The 19,883-nt window shown below is 60.7% G+C and carries 13 protein-coding genes and 1 tRNA gene; 6 read left to right on the forward strand and 8 right to left on the reverse strand.

Annotation, left to right across the window (positions count from 1 at the left end; translation table 11 throughout):
- Positions 1–106: 106 nt before the first annotated feature.
- Together SINAC_RS29510 and SINAC_RS29515 are read left to right on the forward strand one after the other, a co-directional pair.
- Positions 107–3,838, forward strand: coding sequence for an efflux RND transporter permease subunit (locus SINAC_RS29510; protein WP_015249219.1), 3,732 nt, complete (start codon positions 107–109; stop codon positions 3,836–3,838).
- A gap of 57 nt (positions 3,839–3,895) precedes the next feature.
- The gene (locus SINAC_RS29515) at positions 3,896–7,273 is read left to right on the forward strand and encodes an efflux RND transporter permease subunit (protein ID WP_015249220.1); all 3,378 of its coding nucleotides are present in this window, start codon (positions 3,896–3,898) and stop codon (positions 7,271–7,273) included.
- 109 nt (positions 7,274–7,382) lie between these two features.
- On the opposite strand, the gene SINAC_RS29520 is transcribed toward SINAC_RS29515, so the two are convergent.
- The 6 genes from SINAC_RS29520 to SINAC_RS29545 form a co-directional block, all read right to left on the reverse strand.
- Positions 7,383–8,027 carry a hypothetical protein gene (locus SINAC_RS29520; protein ID WP_015249221.1) on the reverse strand — a complete coding sequence of 215 codons (645 nt, stop codon included), beginning with the start codon at positions 8,025–8,027 and terminating at the stop codon, positions 7,383–7,385.
- Between the two features lie 22 nt (positions 8,028–8,049).
- Positions 8,050–10,218: a xanthine dehydrogenase family protein molybdopterin-binding subunit gene (locus SINAC_RS29525; RefSeq protein WP_015249222.1), complete on the reverse strand. Its 2,169-nt coding sequence runs from the start codon at positions 10,216–10,218 to the stop codon at positions 8,050–8,052.
- Entirely contained in the window at positions 10,215–10,685 is a 471-nt protein-coding gene (locus SINAC_RS29530) for a (2Fe-2S)-binding protein (RefSeq protein WP_015249223.1), read from the reverse strand. Before SINAC_RS29530 ends, SINAC_RS29525 begins: the two co-directional genes overlap by 4 nt.
- A 381-nt stretch (positions 10,686–11,066) precedes the next feature.
- Positions 11,067–11,546, reverse strand: coding sequence for a hypothetical protein (locus tag SINAC_RS29535; RefSeq protein ID WP_015249224.1), 480 nt, complete (start codon positions 11,544–11,546; stop codon positions 11,067–11,069).
- 407 nt (positions 11,547–11,953) lie between these two features.
- Positions 11,954–13,333 (reverse strand): magnesium transporter, encoded by a 1,380-nt coding sequence (mgtE, locus tag SINAC_RS29540; RefSeq protein ID WP_015249225.1) that lies wholly within the window; start codon positions 13,331–13,333, stop codon positions 11,954–11,956.
- 539 nt (positions 13,334–13,872) lie between these two features.
- Positions 13,873–14,721, reverse strand: coding sequence for a 3-keto-disaccharide hydrolase (locus SINAC_RS29545; protein ID WP_015249226.1), 849 nt, complete (start codon positions 14,719–14,721; stop codon positions 13,873–13,875).
- Positions 14,722–15,712: 991 nt separating this feature from the next.
- Here SINAC_RS29545 and SINAC_RS29550 point away from each other — a divergent pair.
- A tRNA-Asn gene (locus SINAC_RS29550) sits at positions 15,713–15,785 on the forward strand.
- A 615-nt stretch (positions 15,786–16,400) separates the two neighbouring features.
- On the opposite strand, the gene SINAC_RS29555 is transcribed toward SINAC_RS29550, so the two are convergent.
- Entirely contained in the window at positions 16,401–16,574 is a 174-nt protein-coding gene (locus tag SINAC_RS29555; protein WP_015249228.1) for a Flp family type IVb pilin, read from the reverse strand.
- A gap of 655 nt (positions 16,575–17,229) precedes the next feature.
- On the opposite strand from SINAC_RS29555, the gene SINAC_RS29565 reads away from it, so the two are divergent.
- From SINAC_RS29565 to SINAC_RS29575, 3 genes are all read left to right on the forward strand, one after another.
- On the forward strand, positions 17,230–17,559 hold the full coding sequence (locus tag SINAC_RS29565; RefSeq protein ID WP_015249229.1) for a transposase: 330 nt from the start codon (positions 17,230–17,232) through the stop codon (positions 17,557–17,559).
- Complete coding sequence (locus SINAC_RS29570; protein WP_015249230.1) at positions 17,532–18,167, forward strand: IS3 family transposase; 636 nt, start codon at positions 17,532–17,534, stop codon at positions 18,165–18,167. The genes SINAC_RS29565 and SINAC_RS29570 overlap by 28 nt, the downstream gene beginning before the upstream one ends.
- Positions 18,168–18,331: 164 nt before the next feature.
- Positions 18,332–19,030, forward strand: a complete 699-nt coding sequence (locus tag SINAC_RS29575; protein WP_015249231.1) for a hypothetical protein — start codon at positions 18,332–18,334, stop codon at positions 19,028–19,030.
- A 108-nt stretch (positions 19,031–19,138) separates the two neighbouring features.
- Here the strand turns inward: SINAC_RS29575 and SINAC_RS29580 are convergent, their stop codons facing one another.
- Positions 19,139–19,879, reverse strand: coding sequence for an ATP-grasp domain-containing protein (locus SINAC_RS29580; RefSeq protein WP_044147849.1), 741 nt, complete (start codon positions 19,877–19,879; stop codon positions 19,139–19,141).
- Between the last annotated feature and the right edge of the window lie 4 nt (positions 19,880–19,883).

A 19,883-nucleotide genomic window follows, 5' to 3' on the forward strand; every position in this document is an offset into this window, starting at 1 on the left:
CTCCTTGAATCGCCTCGGCGTGGAGCTGTTGCACCCGAGGCCCGGTCCTGAGCAATGGGGACCGAAGGCCAAGGGTGATGTCGTAACTCAAGAGGGAGAATCGGCTTTGATCTCGCGCTTTTTCATCGATCGACCGATCTTCGCCTCGGTCCTCTCGATCGTGATCACGCTGGCGGGCGCAATCGCGCTCTTCGCGATGCCGATTGCGCTCTATCCGCCGATCTCCCCTCCGGTCGTCCAGGTGGATTGCCGCTTCCCGGGCGCCAGCGCTCAGGTCGTCGCCGAATCCGTCGCCACGCCGATCGAGGAGCAAGTCAACGGCGTCGAAGACATGATGTACATGTCGTCGCAATGCACCAATGACGGCTCCTACAACCTCACTGTGACCTTCAAGCACGGCGTCGATCTCAACGTGGCCCAGGTGCTCGTGCAGAATCGCGTGAGCCTGGCCATCCCGCGCCTGCCGGACGTTCTCAAGCAGACCGGCGTAACCACCCGGAAGAAGTCGCCCGACATCTTGATGGCGATCGCGATCAGTTCTCCCGACGCCAGCCGCACTCAACTCTATCTCAGCAACTACGCGCTCATGCACATCAAAGACGAGCTGGCTCGCGTGCCGGGCGTCAGCGACGTGAACATGATGGGTCAGCGCGATTACAGCATGCGGATCTGGGTCGATCCCGAGCAACTTGCCGCCCGAAGCATGACGGCCAGCGACGTGGTCGCCGCCTTGCGTTCGCAGAACATGCAGGTGGCAACCGGGCAGATCGGTCAACCCCCGGTGGCAGCCGGCCAACGAACGCAGTTAACGCTAAGCACGATGGGCCGGCTCATCGAAGTCGAACAATTCGAGAACGTCATCGTCCGGGCCACGCCTGAAGGCCGAGTCGTCCGGATCAAGGATGTCGCCCGCGTCGAGCTCGGCTCCAAGAATGAGGACGTCAGCGGCCGAGTCAACGGCAATCCCACCGTGAGCCTGGCAGTCTTTCAGCTCCCCGATGCCAATGCCCTCGACGTCGCCGACGTCGTGAAAGCGAAAATCGCGGAGCTCGCTGCCGATTTCCCGCCGGGTGTGGGTTATGAAATCCGCTACGACACCACACCGTTCATTCGGGAGTCGATTGAGGAAGTTTTCAAAACCTTGCGAGAGGCCATCGTCCTCGTCGCAATCGTCGTTCTCTTATTCTTACAGAGCTGGCGATCGTCGATCATTCCGCTGATCGCCGTTCCGGTAGCGATCGTCGGCACGTTTGCCGTCCTGATTGCGATGGGCTTCACACTCAACAACCTGACCCTCTTCGGGCTCGTCCTGGCCATCGGCATCGTGGTTGACGACGCCATCGTGGTGGTCGAGGCGGTTGAGCACCACATCGAGCGCGGGTTGAAACCACGGGCGGCGACGATCAAGGCGATGGAAGAGGTTTCGGGGCCGGTCATCGCGATCGGCCTGGTCCTCTCGGCCGTCTTCGTCCCTTGCGCCTTCATCAGCGGCATCGTCGGCCAGTTCTTCCGCCAGTTCGCGCTCACGATCGCGACCTCCACCTTGATCTCAACGTTTAACTCGTTGACCCTCAGCCCGGCACTGGCCGCGATGTTGCTGCGACCGAAAGGGCACGGGGGAAACGAGGCCTTACCTCGGCAAGCCTACGCGCTGTTGGGAGGATGGCTCGGCTGGAAATATCTCACGCCCCTGTTCGCGCCTCGGCTCGTTCATCAAGACACTGCGGCGGCGTGGGCCGTGGTGTTGCTGGCCATTGCGGCCGGCCTGACGGTCGGCTGGCTCGTCTCCAAGATCCTGAATCGGCTGTTCGGTGGTTTTTTCGGGTTGTTCAACTGGGGCTTCCGTCGTGGCACGGGAGCCTATACACGTGTTGTGGGCTGGATGCTCAGGGTCTCCTTCATCGTCTTGCTGGGCTATGGCGGCCTGCTCTATCTGACCTACTGGGGGCTGAGCCATACCCCCTCGGGATTCATCCCGTCGCAGGACATGGGATACCTGCTCGTCAATGTCCAACTCCCCGACTCGGCCGCGTCGGAGCGAAGCGCCGCGGTCATGAATCGGCTTGAGAAGATTGCGCACGAGGTCCCTGGGGTCAAGCACACGCAGTCGACAAGCGGTATGTCGCTCTTGCTGAGCGCCAACGGATCGAACTTCGGTTCGATGTTTGTGATCCTTGATGAGTTCTCCAAACGCAGAGCCCCGAATCTCTCGAGCGACGCCATCGCCAAGCAACTCCGCGAGCGTTACGAGAACGACGTTCCCGAGGCGATCATGACGGTCCTCGGGCCGCCTCCGGTACGTGGAGTCGGTCGTGCGGGCGGTTTCAAGCTCATGGTCGAGGATCGCGGTGACCTCGGGTCGCGAACCTTGCAGGGGCAGACCGAGAACCTGGTCGATCAAGCGAAGAACGTCAAGGTTGAGGCCAAGGCCGATTCGCCCTGGGACGCCTTGAAAACCTTGCTCGGTTCCTCGAAAGTCCCCCAGAAAGAGGGGGTTCAAAAAGAGGGGGCCCAAAAACCGGCGTTTGTCGGGCTCACCTCGGTCTTTCGCGCCAATGTCCCGCAGCTCTACGCCGAGGTCAACCGCAAGGAGTGCATGGCGAAAGAAGTCCAGTTGCAAGACTTATTCGACACACTCCGGATCTATCTCGGCTCACTCTATGTGAATGACTTCAACCGATTCGGCCGCACCTGGCAGGTCATCGTCCAGGCGGACGCCAAGTTCCGCAACACGATTGATGATGCCAAGCGGCTCAAGGTCCGGAATGCCAAGGGCACCATGGTCCCGGTGGCCGCGCTCGCGGATATCCGCGAGGACACCGGCCCTCTCGTCCTCACTCGATACAACATGTACCCCGCCGCGCCCGTGAATGGAAGCTCGGCACCGGGAGTAAGTTCGGGCACCGGCATCGAACTCATGGAGCGCCTGGCCAAGGCCGAGTTACTGCCGTCGATGGCCACCGAGTGGACCGAACTGGCCTATCTGGAGATCCAGGCGGGCAATACCGCCATGATCGTCTTTGGCTTCGCCGTAGTTATGGTCTTCCTGGTGCTCGCCGCCCAGTATGAGAGCTGGTCGTTGCCACTGGCCGTCATCCTCGTCGTTCCGATGTGCCTGCTCGGCTCGATCATCGGCGTTCGTTATTCCGGCTCGGACATCAACATCTTTACGCAGATCGGATTCGTCGTGCTGGTCGGCCTGGCGAGCAAAAACGCGATCCTGATCGTCGAGTTCTCAAAGTCGTTGCGTGAGCAAGGGGAAACGCCGCGTGAAGCGACCTTGCAAGCCTGCCGGTTGCGGCTACGACCGATCGTGATGACCTCCCTCGCCTTCATCCTAGGGGTCGTCCCGCTGATCACTTCGCACGGGGCAGGTGCGGAGATGAGGCGGATCCTCGGGACGACCGTGTTCAGCGGGATGATCGGAGTGACCTTCTTCGGGATCTTCCTGACCCCGGTCTTCTTCTACGTCATCGACCGCCTGAGCGAGTCCCGGCTGCTTCATCTGAAGTGGATCGAGCGGGTGAGCGACGCTTTGCTCGGGCTTCTCTCCTTGCGGTTTCTCAGAAAACTCGGCCGACGCACCAGGCCGCTCGCCATCACCGCGCCGAGCTCGAATGGGCACGGCACCAATGGTCATGTTCCCCTTTCGCTCAAGCCCGATTTGAAGGAGCCGGCCACAATCGCGCCGACGCCGACAAATGGAGCGGGCCTCCATACGGAGCAGGCGTTGGTGGAATCCAAGGGGGGGAACAGCTCCACCCACCCGCAAACCGTCACGCCGACCAACGGAATGGCCCCCCACGTACACGAGACTCCGCCGACCTCGAACGGCTAAGGGCCAAGCTTTGCCTCCCGCCCCGAGGGGTCATTGACGCAGAGGTAATATCTCGCCATGTTCTCACGTTTCTTTATCGATCGGCCCATCTTCGCCACGGTCCTCTCGATCGTGATCACGCTGGCCGGCGGAATCGCCGTGTTCACGCTGCCGATCGCGCAGTACCCCGACATCGCGCCGCCAACGGTGGAAGTGTCGGCCTACTACCCCGGCGCAAACGCGCAGGTCGTGGCCGACACTGTGGCGGCGCCGATCGAACAGCAGATCAACGGCGTGGAGAACATGCTGTACATGTCGTCGCAATGCACGAACGACGGCATGTACAAGCTGACGATCACTTTCCGGATCGGCGTCGACCTGAACATGGCGCAAGTGCTGGTGCAGAATCGGGAGTCACTGGCCGAACCGATCCTGCCCGACCTGGTCAAACGACGAGGCGTGACAGTCAAGAAGAAGTCGCCCAGTATCCTCATGATCGTCAACCTGTTCTCTTCGGACGGAACCCGGGAGAACCTCTACCTGAGCAACTACGCCACGATTCAGCTCCGCGACGAACTGGCTCGCCTCGAGGGCGTCGGCGACATCACCTACATGGGCCAGCGCGACTACAGCATGCGGGTCTGGCTCGATCCCGGCAAAATGTCGTTCCGCAACCTGACCTCGAGCGACGTGACCCGCGCAATCGAACAGCAGAACGCCCAGGTTGCCGCCGGCCAGATCGGCCAGCCACCGGTCCCGACCGGGCAAGTGTTTCAATACACGATGAGTACCCTCGGCCGGTTGACCGACGCCGACCAGTTCGCCGATATGATCTTAAAAACGGATGCCGAAGGGCGAATCGTTCGGCTCAAGGACGTCGCCCGAATCGAGCTCGGGGCCCAAGGGTATGACCAGAGCTGTACCCTGGACGGCAAGCCGTCGGTGGCCCTCTCGATTTACCAGCGGCCCGGCTCCAACGCGCTGGAAACCGCCCGGCTCGTCCGGCTCAAAATGGAAGAGCTCAAGGGCCGGTTTCCGACCGGGCTCGACTATGCGATCGTCTATGACACGACGCCGTTCATCACCGAGTCCGTCAATGAAGTGTTCAAGACCCTCCGCGATGCCGTGATCTTGGTGGCGGTGGTTGTTCTCCTCTTTCTTCAGAACTGGCGGTCGGCCGTGATTCCGCTGATCGCCGTTCCGGTGGCGATCGTCGGTACGTTTGCCATCATGGCGGCGCTCGGGTTCAGCCTGAACAACCTGACGCTGTTCGGCCTTGTCCTGGCCATCGGCATCGTGGTCGACGATGCGATCGTCGTCGTCGAGGCGGTGGAACACCACATCGAGTCCGGTCTCTCACCGCGTGACGCGACGGCCAAGGCGATGGAGGAGGTCTCCGGACCGGTCATCGCCATCGGCCTGGTCCTCACGGCCGTCTTCGTCCCTTGTGCCTTCATCGGGGGGATCGTCGGCCAGTTCTTCCGCCAGTTCGCGCTCACGATCGCGACCTCCACCTTGATCTCGACGTTCAACTCGTTGACACTCAGCCCTGCCCTGGCCGCCCTTCTCCTGCGATCGCGAGAGCATGGGGGCGGTGAAGCCCTGCCTCGCCCGGCCTACGGCCTGCTCGGCGGCTGGCTCGGCTGGAAGTTCCTCACGGCCCCAATCGCCGCCTACCTGAAAACCCACCCGACACTGGCCAACGGTATCGATCCCGCCTGGCTGGCAATCGCTGCGGCGATTACGAGTGGTGCCCTCGGCGGCCTGATCGTGAGCCGAATCCTGAACGGGATCTTGGGCGGGATCTTCCGAGGGTTCAATGCGGGATTTCGGGCAGCCACCGGTGCTTACACAAGGGTTGTGGGCGTGATGCTCCGCGGTTCCTTCATCGTCCTCCTCGGCTATGGCGGCCTGCTCTATCTGACCTACTTCGGCTTCGCCCATACCCCCACCGGCTTCATCCCGACCCAAGACAAGGGGTATCTGCTGGTCAACGTACAGATGCCGGACTCGACCTCGCTGGAACAGACCCAGCGCGTGATGCAGCAGATCGAGATCGCATCGGCCAAGGTGAAGGGGGTCAACCATACCGTCGCGATTGCCGGCCAGTCGATCTTACTCAATGCCAACGCGCCCAACTTCGGCGCGATGTATGTCATGCTTGATGACTTCTCACACCGTGAATCCCACGAACTCTCGGGCAATGCGATTGCCGCCAAGCTTCAAACGGTGCTCCAGGATGAGATCCAGGACGGCCTCATCAACATCTTCGGAGCCCCCCCAATCGAGGGCCTTGGCACGGCGGGCGGATTCAAGCTCGTGGTCGAAGATCGCGGTGATACCGGTCTCGACTCGCTCCAATCCGCGGCCGATCGGATCGTGGGCGAGGGCAACAACACGACAGGTCTTGAAGGTCTCTTCACCAGCTTCCGGGCGAATACCCCTTGGCTCTTCCTCGACATCGACCGGAACAAGGTTGAGACCATGGGTGTCGCGACAAGCGAAGTATTCAACACGCTGCAAGTCTACCTGGGTTCGCTCTACGTCAACGACTTCAACAAGTTCGGCCGCACCTGGCAGGTTAACGTCCAGGGAGATTCCAACTACCGCAAGCAGATCTCCGACCTCAAACAGCTCAAGATCCGCAACAGGAGCGGAGGCATGGCTCCGCTCGGGGCGATGGCGGAAATCCGCGATATGAACGGGCCGGTCCTGGTCATGCGGTACAATATGTATCCGGCCGCCGCCATCAATGGCAACCCGGCTCCCGGAGTCAGTTCCGGCCAGGCCATCGGCCTGATGGAAAAGGTCGCCAAAGCCGAACTCCCACAAACGATGCGTTCCGAATGGACCGAGCTTGCCCTCTTACAGCTTGAGACAGGGTCCACGGCGATGATGGTGTTCGTGCTCGCCGTTGTGCTCGTCTTCCTGGTCCTCGCCGCGCAGTACGAGAGTTGGTCGCTCCCCTTCTCCGTGATCCTGGTCGTGCCGATGTGTTTGCTCTGCTCGGTCGCGGGCGTGCTTTTCACAAAGATGGACATCAACATCTTTACCCAAGTCGGCTTCGTCGTCCTTGTCGGCCTGGCCTGCAAAAATGCCATTTTGATCGTCGAGTTCGCCAAATCCAGACGTGATGCGGGAGTGCCCCGCCGCCAGGCGACCCTCGAGGCCTGCGCCTTGCGGCTCCGCCCGATCATGATGACCTCGTTCGCGTTCATCCTGGGCGTCGTGCCCTTGGTCCTCTCCGAGGGAGCGGGAGCCGAGATGCGCCGAACGTTGGGCACGGCCGTGTTCAGCGGTATGCTCGGCGTCACGCTCTTCGGGATCTTCCTCACCCCCGTCTTCTATTTCGTGATCCAGTGGTTCAACGACCGTTTCTCCAAGGCGGAGAGTCTGCTCGATCCCGAAGAGAACGGGACCGAAGAAGCCGGCATGGTGGAAGCTCACCCTCACTGAGGCCGAAACCTATGAGGCGAGCGGAGAACGTCGAGAGTTCCTCTCAGAAGCTTCGCCCGCCTCAGAAGTTTCCCTCACCTTCATTGTTATCCCGGACGCCCCGTTCTGCTCACTCCGGAACCACAGCCCCGTTCTCGACCCATTCACGCATCTTCTTCACGAACTGAGCGTGCGAGAGTGGCGGCTTGGTACGGCCATCGCCCGGCTCCCAGCCTCCGAGCACCAGCTTGTCTTCCGAGACGTGGTGAAGCAACTGCTCCAGCGTCTTGTTCCCATTCGTCTTCGGATCTTTCAGTTGACGAGCAAGCTCGCCGGGAGACTTGCCTTGGAAGACGAGAGGCATCTCGGGAGGCGGGAGTTGCCAGTGCGGGTTTCCAGGGGGCATGTTTTCACCCGGCAGATTGCTCTCTTGATGACAGTTGGCACACTTGAGTGCATAGAGCCCTTTACCGTCAGGGCCGCGCTTGACGTTCTGGGCGTGCAGGTGGCTGTCGTCCCCCTGGAGGGGAATGTCGCCCGCCGGGTGGCAGTTCATGCAACGGGGGTGCATGAGAACCTTGTAGGCCTCCAGAAACGCTTCACGCGAGCCCGCCTTATCCACCTTGCTATTGCCGTCACCAACACCGGGGCCAGCCGCTTTCAACTTGCTCATGTGCTGAAAAATAATCGTCCCGCACAATAAGGCGGCGAGAGTCAACGTTGAGCTGAAAAGTCGCCTCAGCCGATCGTGCATTGGGTAGTCGGGCGGCTCCATCACAAGTCTCCTCCCGCCGAGGTTAGGCTCTTTTCAGGTCTTCGGGACGGATCGGCAGCCGGCGCACACGCTTGCCCGTGGCGGCGAAAATGGCGTTCGTCAACGCAGGAGCGACCGGCGGTACGCCCGGTTCGCCCACGCCCCCCATCTTGTCCGTCGTGGGGACGATGTGGACTTCCACAACGGGCATTTCGTTCATTCGCAGGATCGGGTAGTCATGAAAGTTGCGCTGCTGCACCCGGCCGTTTACGAACGTGAGTTCACCGTAGAGAGCCGCAGTGAGACCAAATGCGATGCAGCCTTCCATCTGAGCCCGGACGGCGTCCGGGTTCACGGTTGGGCCACAATCGATCCCGCAAACGACCCGATGGACGCGGATCTTGCCATCATCAGATACCGAGACTTCCGCCACATGAGCGACGAAGCTTCCGAACGACTCATGCACCGCCAAGCCGCGCCCGTGCCCCTCGGGGAGTGGCTGCCCCCAGCCCGCCTTCTCGGCGGCGAGTTCGAGCACCCGCTTGTGTCGCGGATGGTTTCCGAGCAGCGAGCGCCTGAGTTCCAGTGGGTCTTGGCCCACAGCATGGGCAAGCTCATCCAAGAAGCTCTCGACCACAAACGCAGTGTGCGTATGCCCCACCGAGCGGAACCAGAGTGTCGGGACGCCCCCAGGCGCGATTTGCCAGTCGACGAGCAGGTTAGGAACCTCGTAGGGCAGGTCGGCGGCCCCTTCCACGGCGGTATCGTCGACCCCATCCTTGACGATGGCCGTCTCAAACGGCGTACCCATGATGAAGGACTGACAGACGATCCGATGTTCCCAGGCGACCGGTTGACCGGCCGCGGTCAGACCGCCTCGAATCGAGTGCGAAGCGGCGGGCCGATAGTATCCGCCTCGGATATCATCTTCACGCGTCCAGATGACTTTGACCGGGGCTTTGACGGCCTTCGAGAGTTGCACGGCTTCCAGGACGAAGTGGCTGTCGAGAACCGCACGCCGGCCAAATCCGCCTCCGAGCAACGTCGTGTGGATCTTGACCTGCGACGGCTTAAGACCGGTCGCCTTCGCCGTGGCGTCACGGTCAAACGTCTGGGCTTGCGTTCCCGTCCAGACGTCGCAGCCGTCCGCGCGCACGTCGGCGACGCAGTTGAGCGGCTCCATCGTCGCGTGGGCGAGGTAGGGTAATTCGTAGAACGCGTCGAGCGTCTTCGCGGCCCCGGCCATTCCAGCGGCGACATCACCGGTTTTCTTGGCCACCGCCCCAGGCCGTTTGGCGAGCTCTGCATAGTGGGCGCGCTGGGTCCGGCTGTCGAGTTCCGCCAGCGGCCCCTCGTCCCAAACCACTTCCAGGGCCGCACGTCCGCGCTTGGCGGCCCAGAAGCCGTCAGCCACGACCGCGACCCCACGATCGATCTCGACGACGTGCCGCACTCCAGGCACGCCTTTGGCCTTGTCGCCGTTCCAGCTCTTCGCCTTGCCACCGAAAACAGGAGGGCGAAGCACGACCGCGACCAGCATCCCCGGAACGCTGACGTCGAGACCGAAAACTGCGGTCCCATTTGTCTTTTCAGGGGTATCCAGCCGCTTCGTCGCCTTGCCGATGAGCTTGAAGTTCTTGGGATCTTTGAGCGCGACCTCTTTCGGCGGAGTCAGCCGCGAGGCCGGGGCTACAAGCTGTCCGAACGAGAGGCGCCGACCCGAGTCCCCGTGAACCACCTGGCCGTTTTCGGCGTGGCAGGACGAGGCGTTGACCTTCCAGGTCTCGGCGGCTGCGGCAATCAGCATCGCCCGGGCGGTCGCTCCGGCTTTGCGAAGTCGTTCCCACTCCGTCCACGTGCTCGTGCTGCCTCCCGTCATTTGTGTGCCGTAGAGCGTATGGTTATAAACCGGGTCAACCGGCGCGGCCTCAGCGCGCACCTTGCTCCAGTCGGCGTCGAGCTCCTCGGCCACGATCATCGACAGCCCGTTATAGATCCCCTGCCCCATCTCGGCATGATTGATGAGCACGGTGACCGACTCATCGGCCCCGATCCGGACGAACGCATTGGCCTCGAAGGTAGCAACCTGATCCTCGGCCGCTTCCGATGGGTTGGGCGATGACGGTAGGTAGACGCCCAAGATCAGGCCACCGCCCGCCAGGACGCTCGTTTTCAGAAAGCCACGCCGGCTGAGGTTGAGGACCTCGCTCATTTGCCCTCCTCCTTGACCGTGATCTCGGCCGCCCGATGAATGGCGCGGCGGATCCGTGGATAGGTTCCGCATCGGCAGAGATTGCCGGTCATAGAATCGTCGATATCCGCGTCGGTCGGATGGGGATTCTCGCGGAGTAAAACGGCGGCGGACATGATCTGTCCCGACTGGCAATACCCGCACTGCGGCACGTCTTCCGCGATCCAGGCCGCTTGCAGCGGGTGACTGAGATCGGCCGACAGACCTTCAATCGTGACCACCTCTTTGCCGACGGCGCGGGAAACAGGTGTAACGCACGAGCGGATCGCCTCGCCGTCAAGGTGGACGGTGCAGACGCCGCAAAGCGCCATCCCACAACCAAACTTGGTCCCCGTCAGGCCAAGTGTCTCGCGAATCACCCAGAGCAGCGGCGTTTCCGGGCTGACGTCAACCGAGTGGAGCTTGCCGTTCACCTTGAGTTCGAGCATCGCCACGCCCCCTTCTCGAGTCGATTCGCAAGAACATCCTTGGGAAGTCACGTCCCGGGGCGACGGTCCCATGTTCCAAGTGTTCCCAAAAGGAAATTCTAATCGACACCGAAGGGTCACCGCCACACTTCTTAGTAAGGTGATGAAGCCGCAGCTGAAATCTCCCTGCATTCTTGCAGTTCACTCACTCCAACCCCGTGACGAACCAGTCAGCCCCAAGGTGTGTCCAAAAACAAGGCTTTGGACAGAGGAGAGCACCATGAGCCCCATCCAAAGGGTTAAGAAGATCGACTGATATCAGCATCAATCTTCCATATCCTTGAATCTCAATGCACAGCCAGGGCCAACCTGAGCGTCACACGACACGACTCAACGCAGGCTTCAGTCGTTCGGAAGTGGCCGATGATTCGCCCACAGGTCGTGCAAGTTGGTGAGATCACCTTGCATAGCGCCGATGAAACCGGTGGTGCCGGCGCGGGACTTGGGCCACTGGATATGAATATGGCTTGTGTGCGGGTCAGGGCCCGTGTGAGGCTTGGGGCCCCCGTAGTCGTCAATCGTGGCGTGATTATAGACCACCGCGCTCCAGCCCATGGCAGCCTTGTAGTAGACGAAGATATCGACCAAGTTCTCCGCAAGTTTGCGTTCCTGTTCCACCCACGCGAGCAGGATAATATCGAGGGCGAGTCCCGCGACGTGAGGGTCGGTCGACGACTTGTAATTCGGATTGGTGGAGTGATCCCCTGGGGCGGCTTGCAGCCTGGGCATCATCTTTTTTGTGGTTGGATCCTGGCCCGGGAAAATCTCCGGAAAGGTCGCGGCCAGGGCGTTCCTCAATTCCATGATGGCGGCTTCGGCCATGTCAGACTCTCTTTTCGCTCGTGGTCGATCGTCCAACTCGGTATGTAGCAATCGCTTCGATGGGGCGCATCATTCACGCGCACTCACGCATTTGCAAGCAGTTTTTGCTCGTCGCCGACTCGCTCGGGTTTGAGCCGCCGCGACCTCGCGCAAAGCGGGTCCTGGACCGACGGGCCCACGCTTTGAGGTCAAACGGAGTTCAAGAGGCCCAAGGATTGGCTCCCCCTTCCGGCGACTTGATTCAAGTGATCCAGGCCAGACGACCGATACAACAAACAGGCGAGGCTTTGACCCGCCCAAAACAAAAGGCGTGCGGCTCGATGGACCATGGAAGGCCCTTCGGGCCGTTCGTCATTTCGAACGAACGAGGCGATGAAGAGAGACAATCGCAACCGCGGTCCTGATCGTTACAGGAGCGTCCCCCGAAGGACAACCACAGCAACGGTGAAGTAGATGATCAGCCCCGTAACATCCACCAGCGTGGCCACGAAGGGGGCCGAGGAGGTGGCTGGGTCGAGCCCCAAACGCTTCAAGAGAAAGGGGAGCATCGACCCGGCAAGCGTCCCCCACATCACGATGGCGAGAAGCGTGATACCGACCGTGAGCCCGACCAGGGCCCAATGGGGGCCGTACATCCCGGAGAAGGCGCTCCAGACGGCAATCCGCATGAAGCCGATCGTCCCCAGGATCGCCCCGAGCATGAAACCGGACGCAAGCTCGCGGCGCATCACCATCCACCAGTCGCGAAGCTTGACCTCACCCAAAGCCAGGGCCCGAATGATCAGCGTTGCGGCCTGGGAGCCGGAATTGCCTCCGCTCGAAATGATGAGCGGGATGAACAGGGCCAAAACAACCGCCTTCGCAATCTCGTGCTCGTAGAATCCCATCGCGGTCGCGGTGAGCATTTCGCCCAAAAAGAGGACGACGAGCCAGGAGGCCCGCTTCCTCACCAGGGCGAAGAACGGCGTGGCCACGTAGGGTTCGTCCAGGGCCTCGAGACCGCCGAACCGCTGGATCTCCTTCGTGGCTTCCTCCTCTGCCACGTCCAGAACGTCGTCGATGGTCACGATTCCCACCAAGGCACCATGCGCGTCGACGACGGGCAGCGCGGTGCGGTCGTACTTCCGGAAGACTTCGACCGCGTCCTTCTTCTCATCCGTTACGTGGAGGGCGATGAACCGATTGTCCATGATGTCACGGACGTTCACCTGAAGCGGGGCGAGCAGAACTTCCCGGATTCGAATGTCGTCAACGAGCTTGCCCTGGTCGTCAACAACGTAGAGGACGTTGAGGGTCTCGCTGTCCTTGCCATGCGCTCTGACATAGTCGAGGACCCGGCTGACGGTCCAGTCCTTCCGAACCGCGACGTAGTCCGGCGTCATGAGCCGGCCGATGGAGTCCTCGCCGTAGGTCAGCAGTCGCTGCGCAACCGCGCGCTGCTCCGGGCTTAGCAAGGCGAGCAACCGGCCAACCAGTTCCTGGGGCAACTCCTCAAGCAGGGCAGTCCGGTCGTCCGGGGCCATGTCGTCGACGATGGCCGCCGCTGCGGACTCCGGAAGCGACTCCAGCAGCCGTTCTTGCGTTGCCAGGTCGAGGTACTCGAAGGTCGTCGCCGCAAGCGAAGGCGTCAGATACCTGAAAATCGAGACCTGCTCGTTCGGGCTGAGGTCGGCAAGAAGTTCGGCAAGGTCGGCGGGGAGCCAGCGATTCAGCACCTCGCCGAGGGTTACGAAGTCCCCGGCGTCGATCAGTTCCCGGACTTCCGGCAAGGCCAGCTTTCCCAGCATGTCGAGCGACTCGTTCTCAAGTTCGGATTCAGGTCATCGAGGGGTATCATGCCATAGGGCTCTTCGACTTCGCAGCCCTCGACCTGAAACATCATAGGGCAAACGTCGAACGGCCGCTTCCACATTTCGCCCCTGGCAAAGGGAACGTCACCCGACCCGCCACCGGCATTGATCCGGATTCGGGACAAGTCCAAACGCTGAGAAATGGGCTGAGGAGTATCTCCGAGTTCTTGGAACGGGGGCCGGCGCAAAGAGAGACAAGTCCCGGCATGTGAAGGCCGGTGATTCCGGGCTTCGCGCTCGCGTTCCCAGAGAATCACAAAGGACAAACTGGCCCTGTTCCGTACCCACCACCTCAGCCAACGACCCCCACCGAGCCGCCGAAGACCTCTTCCGGCTCCTCCTGCCCCCCCGGAAGTCTTGTTCCAGGATTCGAGGCGGTCCCCCAGCCCAAGGTGATGGCCCTTCGTGGTAGAAAGGGCCTCATCACCTCACATAAAATCCAAAAACCTGATCACATTTTCAATTCAAGAAAATAACTAATCTTTCTTTGCCACAATGGGTCGGATTCGTAGGTTCCGGTAGGCAACCGGCCCATGATCGCCTTGGAGTAGGATCGGGCCGGGGCGGTCGGGACCATCCAGGCCAGCGCGAGTGCCCCCTTCGCCGAAAGAGCCGACGAATTTGCCCTTCTCCTCGCGAAGCTTGACTTGCAGTTCGGGCGGCTTGCCGATGCTTTCCTGGGTCAGCCGCTCGAACGCCGCGCGGTCAGTCTCGCCGTAACGGACGTCATGGTTCAAGTAGATTGTCTTACCATTCCAGACGAGGGTGAGTGATTTCCCGACGAGCTTGATGTCGAAAGACTGCCAGACACCGGGGGGTTTGGCGAGGTTTTCTTTCGGGAAAGCGCGCTCGTAGAGGGCGCCACAGTCGTGAAATGAAGGTTGTTCGACTCCGTAGCTGTCAAAGACCTGGATCTCGAAGAGCCCACGGTTGTAGACGCCCGAGTTGCTTCCCTTGGGAACCGTGAACTCGACGTGGAGTTCATAGTCTGTGAACTTCTCGGCGGTCATGATGTCGGTCCCACGTCCGTCGTCACCGCAGAGCAACACGGCTCCTGGCCCCCCTCCTCGCCCGACGGGCAGGAGTCGCGCGGGGTTGGCCGGATCGAGCTTGACGTCGTCACAGACGACCCAGACTCTTTTTGCCCTGGGGTTGCGATCGGTCCACCCGGTAAGGTCTTTCCCGTTGAACAAGGGCTGCCATCCCTCGGTCGGCTCGCGGTCGTCCCCCGCGAAACTGGACGAAGCACCGAATGGAAGGCTTCCCCCAAGACCAAGGCCGAAGGTCAGAGCAGTAAGAGCCGAGCGGCGGGTCAGTTCTGGCATGCTGAGTCGGGCTCCACGATGGATCAGTCGAAGTCGCGATCGATTCTCGATCTTAATTTCCGCACATCTCGGCCACAATGTCTCCAAATTTCCGGAGATCCTCCGACCCAAAAGGCGAAGATTTTTCAGTCACCAAGGTCCTGAAGTCGAGCGCAATTTCGCCTCTGATTCCATTGGATTTCTTTGATGCCCAGGTTCGGATCAGCAATCGCCCCCCCGGGCATCGATCGTTGTGCAAGTCAACCTAAAATCGGATCACAAGGCAACTGAGAACGCCTCGACCACAAAATCGCTTGGGCCACCCTCCTCTCGTTTCATTGCTCAACCAAGAATCAGCGTGTACCGTACCGATTGCATAAAATGGCTCGGAAACTTACGAACCTCGATTCAGGCAATCACGTTAACGGAATCGAAGATTCGTCGGAGGCAAGTCATGCGGCAAGCCCAATTCCAGCTTCGATCACTCACAGCGTTGATCACCGTAGCTGCCCTCGCAATGGCTTTCCATCAATCGTGGGCAAGAGCTCAGCGAAATTCGATGGGACTGAGCCATCGCATTGTCTCAACCGTTTTCACCACGAGAGCGGCCCAACGGCCCCCGACAACCTCAAAGGTAGGCAATCCTCTACCCCTCGCCGGGATGTTGGCTGTCTCCCTGGCCTTCTCCCGCCTGGACCGCAGGTCCTCGGAAGATCGCATCGTCTCCCGCCCCTCACCCAGCCAGGAGGTGAAGCGTCTTGAGAGAGAAAGGCTTCAGGTCCTTCGTTGAAAAGAGCGAAACCCCATTCGAAAATTCGGGGTTTGACGAGTCTCACTCGATCCGGGTCGATGGCAAGCTTTGCCGGGGCCAAAGTTCCCACTCATAGTCACAAAAATGTGCCAGAACCCTGCCCGTGACGCACTGCCCAGCGACGCCACGATAACTTTCCGGGAGATTCTCAGAACTGCCCTTGAGCAGGGCGGTCCCGGTCGCTATGCTCAGTGGGCCGATTCCCCGATAGCTCAATCGGTAGAGCGAGCGGCTGTTAACCGCTAGGTTCTAGGTTCGAGTCCTAGTCGGGGAGCTTTGCTAAAGTTCCGAAGCAAAAAGGGTTACGCCGAAAACGGCGTAACCCTTTTTCGTCGGCTACCAACATCCCACACGGATTTGCTCATTGGCTTGCATCTGCACATTTTATGAATTCCAGCTCGTTGGTGAGCCGCGCAAACAGACCAAGCCTGTCCCCCCGCTTCACGGCACTTGCTCAGAACTCTCGTACTCCCGGCACGGTATGTTTTTTCTCCCGTTTGATCGCTCGAGAGATGCCACCTGCATGGCCGGAATGTCGATTCAGCGCAAGCCCAATTGGGTTCTCCAAACCCCAGGGGAAACCTCACACCACAGCTCAGCAAACCGGCCCGCCGGGATGAGCCAAGGATCACAGCCAAGCGATTGGTAAAGACCAAGTGCACCGGCCTGTGGGCTGTGGTGAATCGCTAGCAATTGTTGGCAATCACGCCAACTCCCACGGACACTTTCACTCTCGTGACCACCCGCCCAAGCTCGCACTTTGCCGTTTGGTTGCACCTTGAAACCATGGGCCACCGGAAACGACGGAAGGGCGAGAGCCGCCCAACGGTTCCCGTATGACGAAATCGGTGTGGTGCCTGCCGCACCGTATAACGAGAGGCCACTTGGATTATGAAGCCATCGAGCTATTCGTCGCGTTAAACGTCGAGTTCGCGGTGGTGCCAAGATTTGAGACGATCGCAATGCACGCCACCAAGATCAGGGCAAGCATGACCGCATACTCGACAGCGGTCGGTCCGTCTTCGTTGGCCAGAAATCGGCGAACCTTGTTCATGGCATTCATGGCTCTCTCCTGATGCTCTGCGTCGAGTCTCGGACGCACACAGGAAGGCTAGGCCACGGATTTAATGAATGTCAAATTTAATGAAACATTTTTCTGTTAAATGTGTCGAGTTTGCCACAAGATCAGGTTGACTCGAGGCGATTCGGCGAATCGCTTCGAAATTGCGAGACTTCTCGCCGATCTCCACCAAGCCGATGACCAGTCGTAAGACATTTTGTTCTTGAAAGATAGGGTTCGTGCCCTGGTAAATGAAGTCAGCCACAACACTCATCACCAGGGACACAAGCATAGGCGCCGAAGCACCCACACCGATTGCTATACCCGTTCACTCCGCACTCAAGAAGGCTTCGTGCCCGGGATGCGGAAAACCAGGCCGACGCAAGCGAACTCTGACCCGGACCGTACGCACTGTCGCCTACAATGCAGCACCATCACACATAAAATATAGATCATAAAAAAAACTTGTAAAATTTATTCCGCGCCAATCACGTAGGACATCATCTTTTTCCTGAGGCTATCCTTGTCGGGATGGCGATTCAGGAGCGTCATGGCGCACCGTCGCAGCCAACTCAAGATTGTTGCCCAAGGTCTATAGTGGACCCCAGATTTCGGACCGCGAGTTAAGCTACCCTGATGGCCCGGAAGAGGGGAACGAATGGCGGGCAAGCGGAAGGTCCACACAGCGGCTTTCAAGGCCCAGGTCGCCCTGGCGGCCTTGAAGGGTGACCGCACGATCAACGAGTTGGCCGGACAGTACGACGTCCATCCGACTCTGATCCACGGCTGGAAGAAGCAACTCGTCACCGGAGCGGAAGAGGTTTTGGGGAGCCCGGCCAGGGTGGCCTCGGCTGACGCCGAGGCCCGCCAGACCGAACTCTTCGAGCAGATCGGCCGACTCAAGATGGAGCTCGAGTGGATGAAAAAAAGTTGTCCCCTTCGGCTGAGGACCGAAGGTCATTGGTCGAGGCCGATCATCCCGAGCTGAGCGTCCGTCGTCAGTGCGAGTTGCTGGGCCTGAGCCGATCGAGCCTCTACTACCAGCCCACCGGTGAGACGCCTGAGAACTTGCGACTGATGCAGTTGATCGACGAGCAATACACGGCCTGTCCGTTCTACGGTAGTCGCAAGATGACCCCCTGGCTGGACCAACACGGGGAGAAGGCCAATCGAAAGCGAGTGCGGCGGCGGATGCGGAAGATGGGCCTGGAAGCGATCGATCCCAAGCCGAGGCTGAGCACGGCCGGGAGGGGACATAAGGTCTCCCCGTATCTCTTGCGAGGCGTGAAAGTCGAGCGCCCGAACCACGTGTGGAACACCGATATCACCTATGTGCCGATGCGAGAGGGGTTCATGTACCTGGCGGCGGTGCTCGATTGGTACAGCCGGTACGTGATCGGCTGGCGGCTGTCGAACACGCTGGACGGCTCGTTCTGCCTGGAGGTGCTGGAAGACGCCTTGAGATCGGGAAAGCCGGAGGTGTTCAACACCGACCAAGGGGTGCAGTTCACGGCGGAGGCGTGCACCGGGAGGCTGGAGGCGGCCGAGGTGGCGGTGAGCATGGACGGCTGTGGGAGGGCGTTGGACAACGTGTAAACATTCGACATGCGGCGGTAGATCCGGTGTCGACGGCGAGTGCAACGTCCAGAACAACCCCGTGTGGCCCTGACGTCCAATCTAATAAATCTCCAGGACGGGAACTCGGCTACGATAACGGACGAACAGAGACAAGCCCTACTGAAACCAGGAGCAGAAGATCAATGCGACGGCAAGACCTCGTGGGCCTGGATGTCCTGGTCGGCCTAACTTACTTCAACGCCGAAGGAGAGGTGCTCCGGCAAGAGCAGTTCCACGGCTTGATTGAGGAGTCCGAGGGCGGCATGGCGTGGGTCCGTCCCTCGGACGGCGGCGAGCGACGTTGGGTTCCAGCAAAGGTATCGGCCTTCCGCCCCGCCCCCGGCGGCACATACCGCCTGGCCTCGACGGGACAGGTCGTGGTCGAACCGACCCTCCTGACCTCCTGGATGCTCACCTTGCTGAACAAGGACGAGGACGGAAAATTGCACTACAAGGTCGAACCCAATTTCGCCCCACTGTCACACTCCCGAGTGCCCTTGGAGTGGAAAGTGAACTACACCATGGACGATGGCCGCATCCGCCGGACAATCGAGGCGTTCGGGGACGAGTACGTCGGACGGACGCTGCTGCTTGGAATCAACTACACCGGGCCGGACGGCGGACTCCGACGCCAGGAACAAATCGTCGGGACGATCATGGTGGTCGATCTCGTTGAAGGCATCGTCGTCAGTTGCGACCCCGATGGACGCACCGTCGTGCTGCCAAGCGATCCCACCTGGGTCGAGAAGGCCCCGCCCGCCCAGTATCGGCTCCGCTCGACCGGGCAGGTCGTCACAAACCCCGACTACCTCGCCGACATTACCATCCGTCAACCCGACTGACAAAGCCGTACTTGCCGTCCCACTCCCTCTGGCGGGCGGTCCGTTGGTGGAGCCCACCGGCACGCCCGATCTTCCTCTCGACCACACGCCAGGGCATCGTTATGCTCCTCATGTACCTGGATTGACGACCGTTGCCGCGCGCAGAACCTCCAGCACGTCCCGTGGGTCGCAGCCGTAGATGCCTGCCCCTGACGCCTCATTAGCCTCCACGACCGCCGGGCCGACGCCTCGGATGACCCCGGCGTCGATGACTAGTGCAGGCAGCAGATCCACACGTGGGTCGGCGAGCAGCCGATCCACCAGGCTCCTTGTCGTCGCCGCCATCTCGGGCTCGATGACCCAATCGTCGCCTTCCCTAGCCAAGGCTCCGCTCAGCCAGTAAGGCGACCAGGCGTGAACCCGACGGTCCCGTACGAAGAAGCGGAACTCGGCGAGCCATTCGACCGGCTCGGAAGCCAGAACCGAGTCGTCGTCGGACATCTCGGGCAATTCGGAGCCGCTGGCGTAAACCTTGGCCGGGAACGTCTTCCGGTTGGGCGGCTTGAGGAATACCGGGCCAGGGAGCGTCCGGGCCTCTGCGGATGTCGTCAGCCGTATGTCTCTGAGGACGTACTCCCGTGGCAGCTTGATGAGGAAGTCCTCGGACGGCTCGATCACGGCCAGCCCAAGTTGCTCGGCGACCGCCGCGTTGAACAGCGGCTCGGCGAAGAGGACGGGTTCTGCGGGCTCGAAGTCCTCGGTGCACCGCCAACTCGCCAGCCGCATCACGCCCCAGCCAAGGGCGATCGCCGCCCGCCGCAGCTTGATCGAGTCGTCAGAATATCGTGGGGACAGAATGAGGGTCGGCATTATC

The organism is Singulisphaera acidiphila DSM 18658 (assembly GCF_000242455.2).
GTDB classification, from domain to species: Bacteria; Planctomycetota; Planctomycetia; order Isosphaerales; family Isosphaeraceae; genus Singulisphaera; species Singulisphaera acidiphila.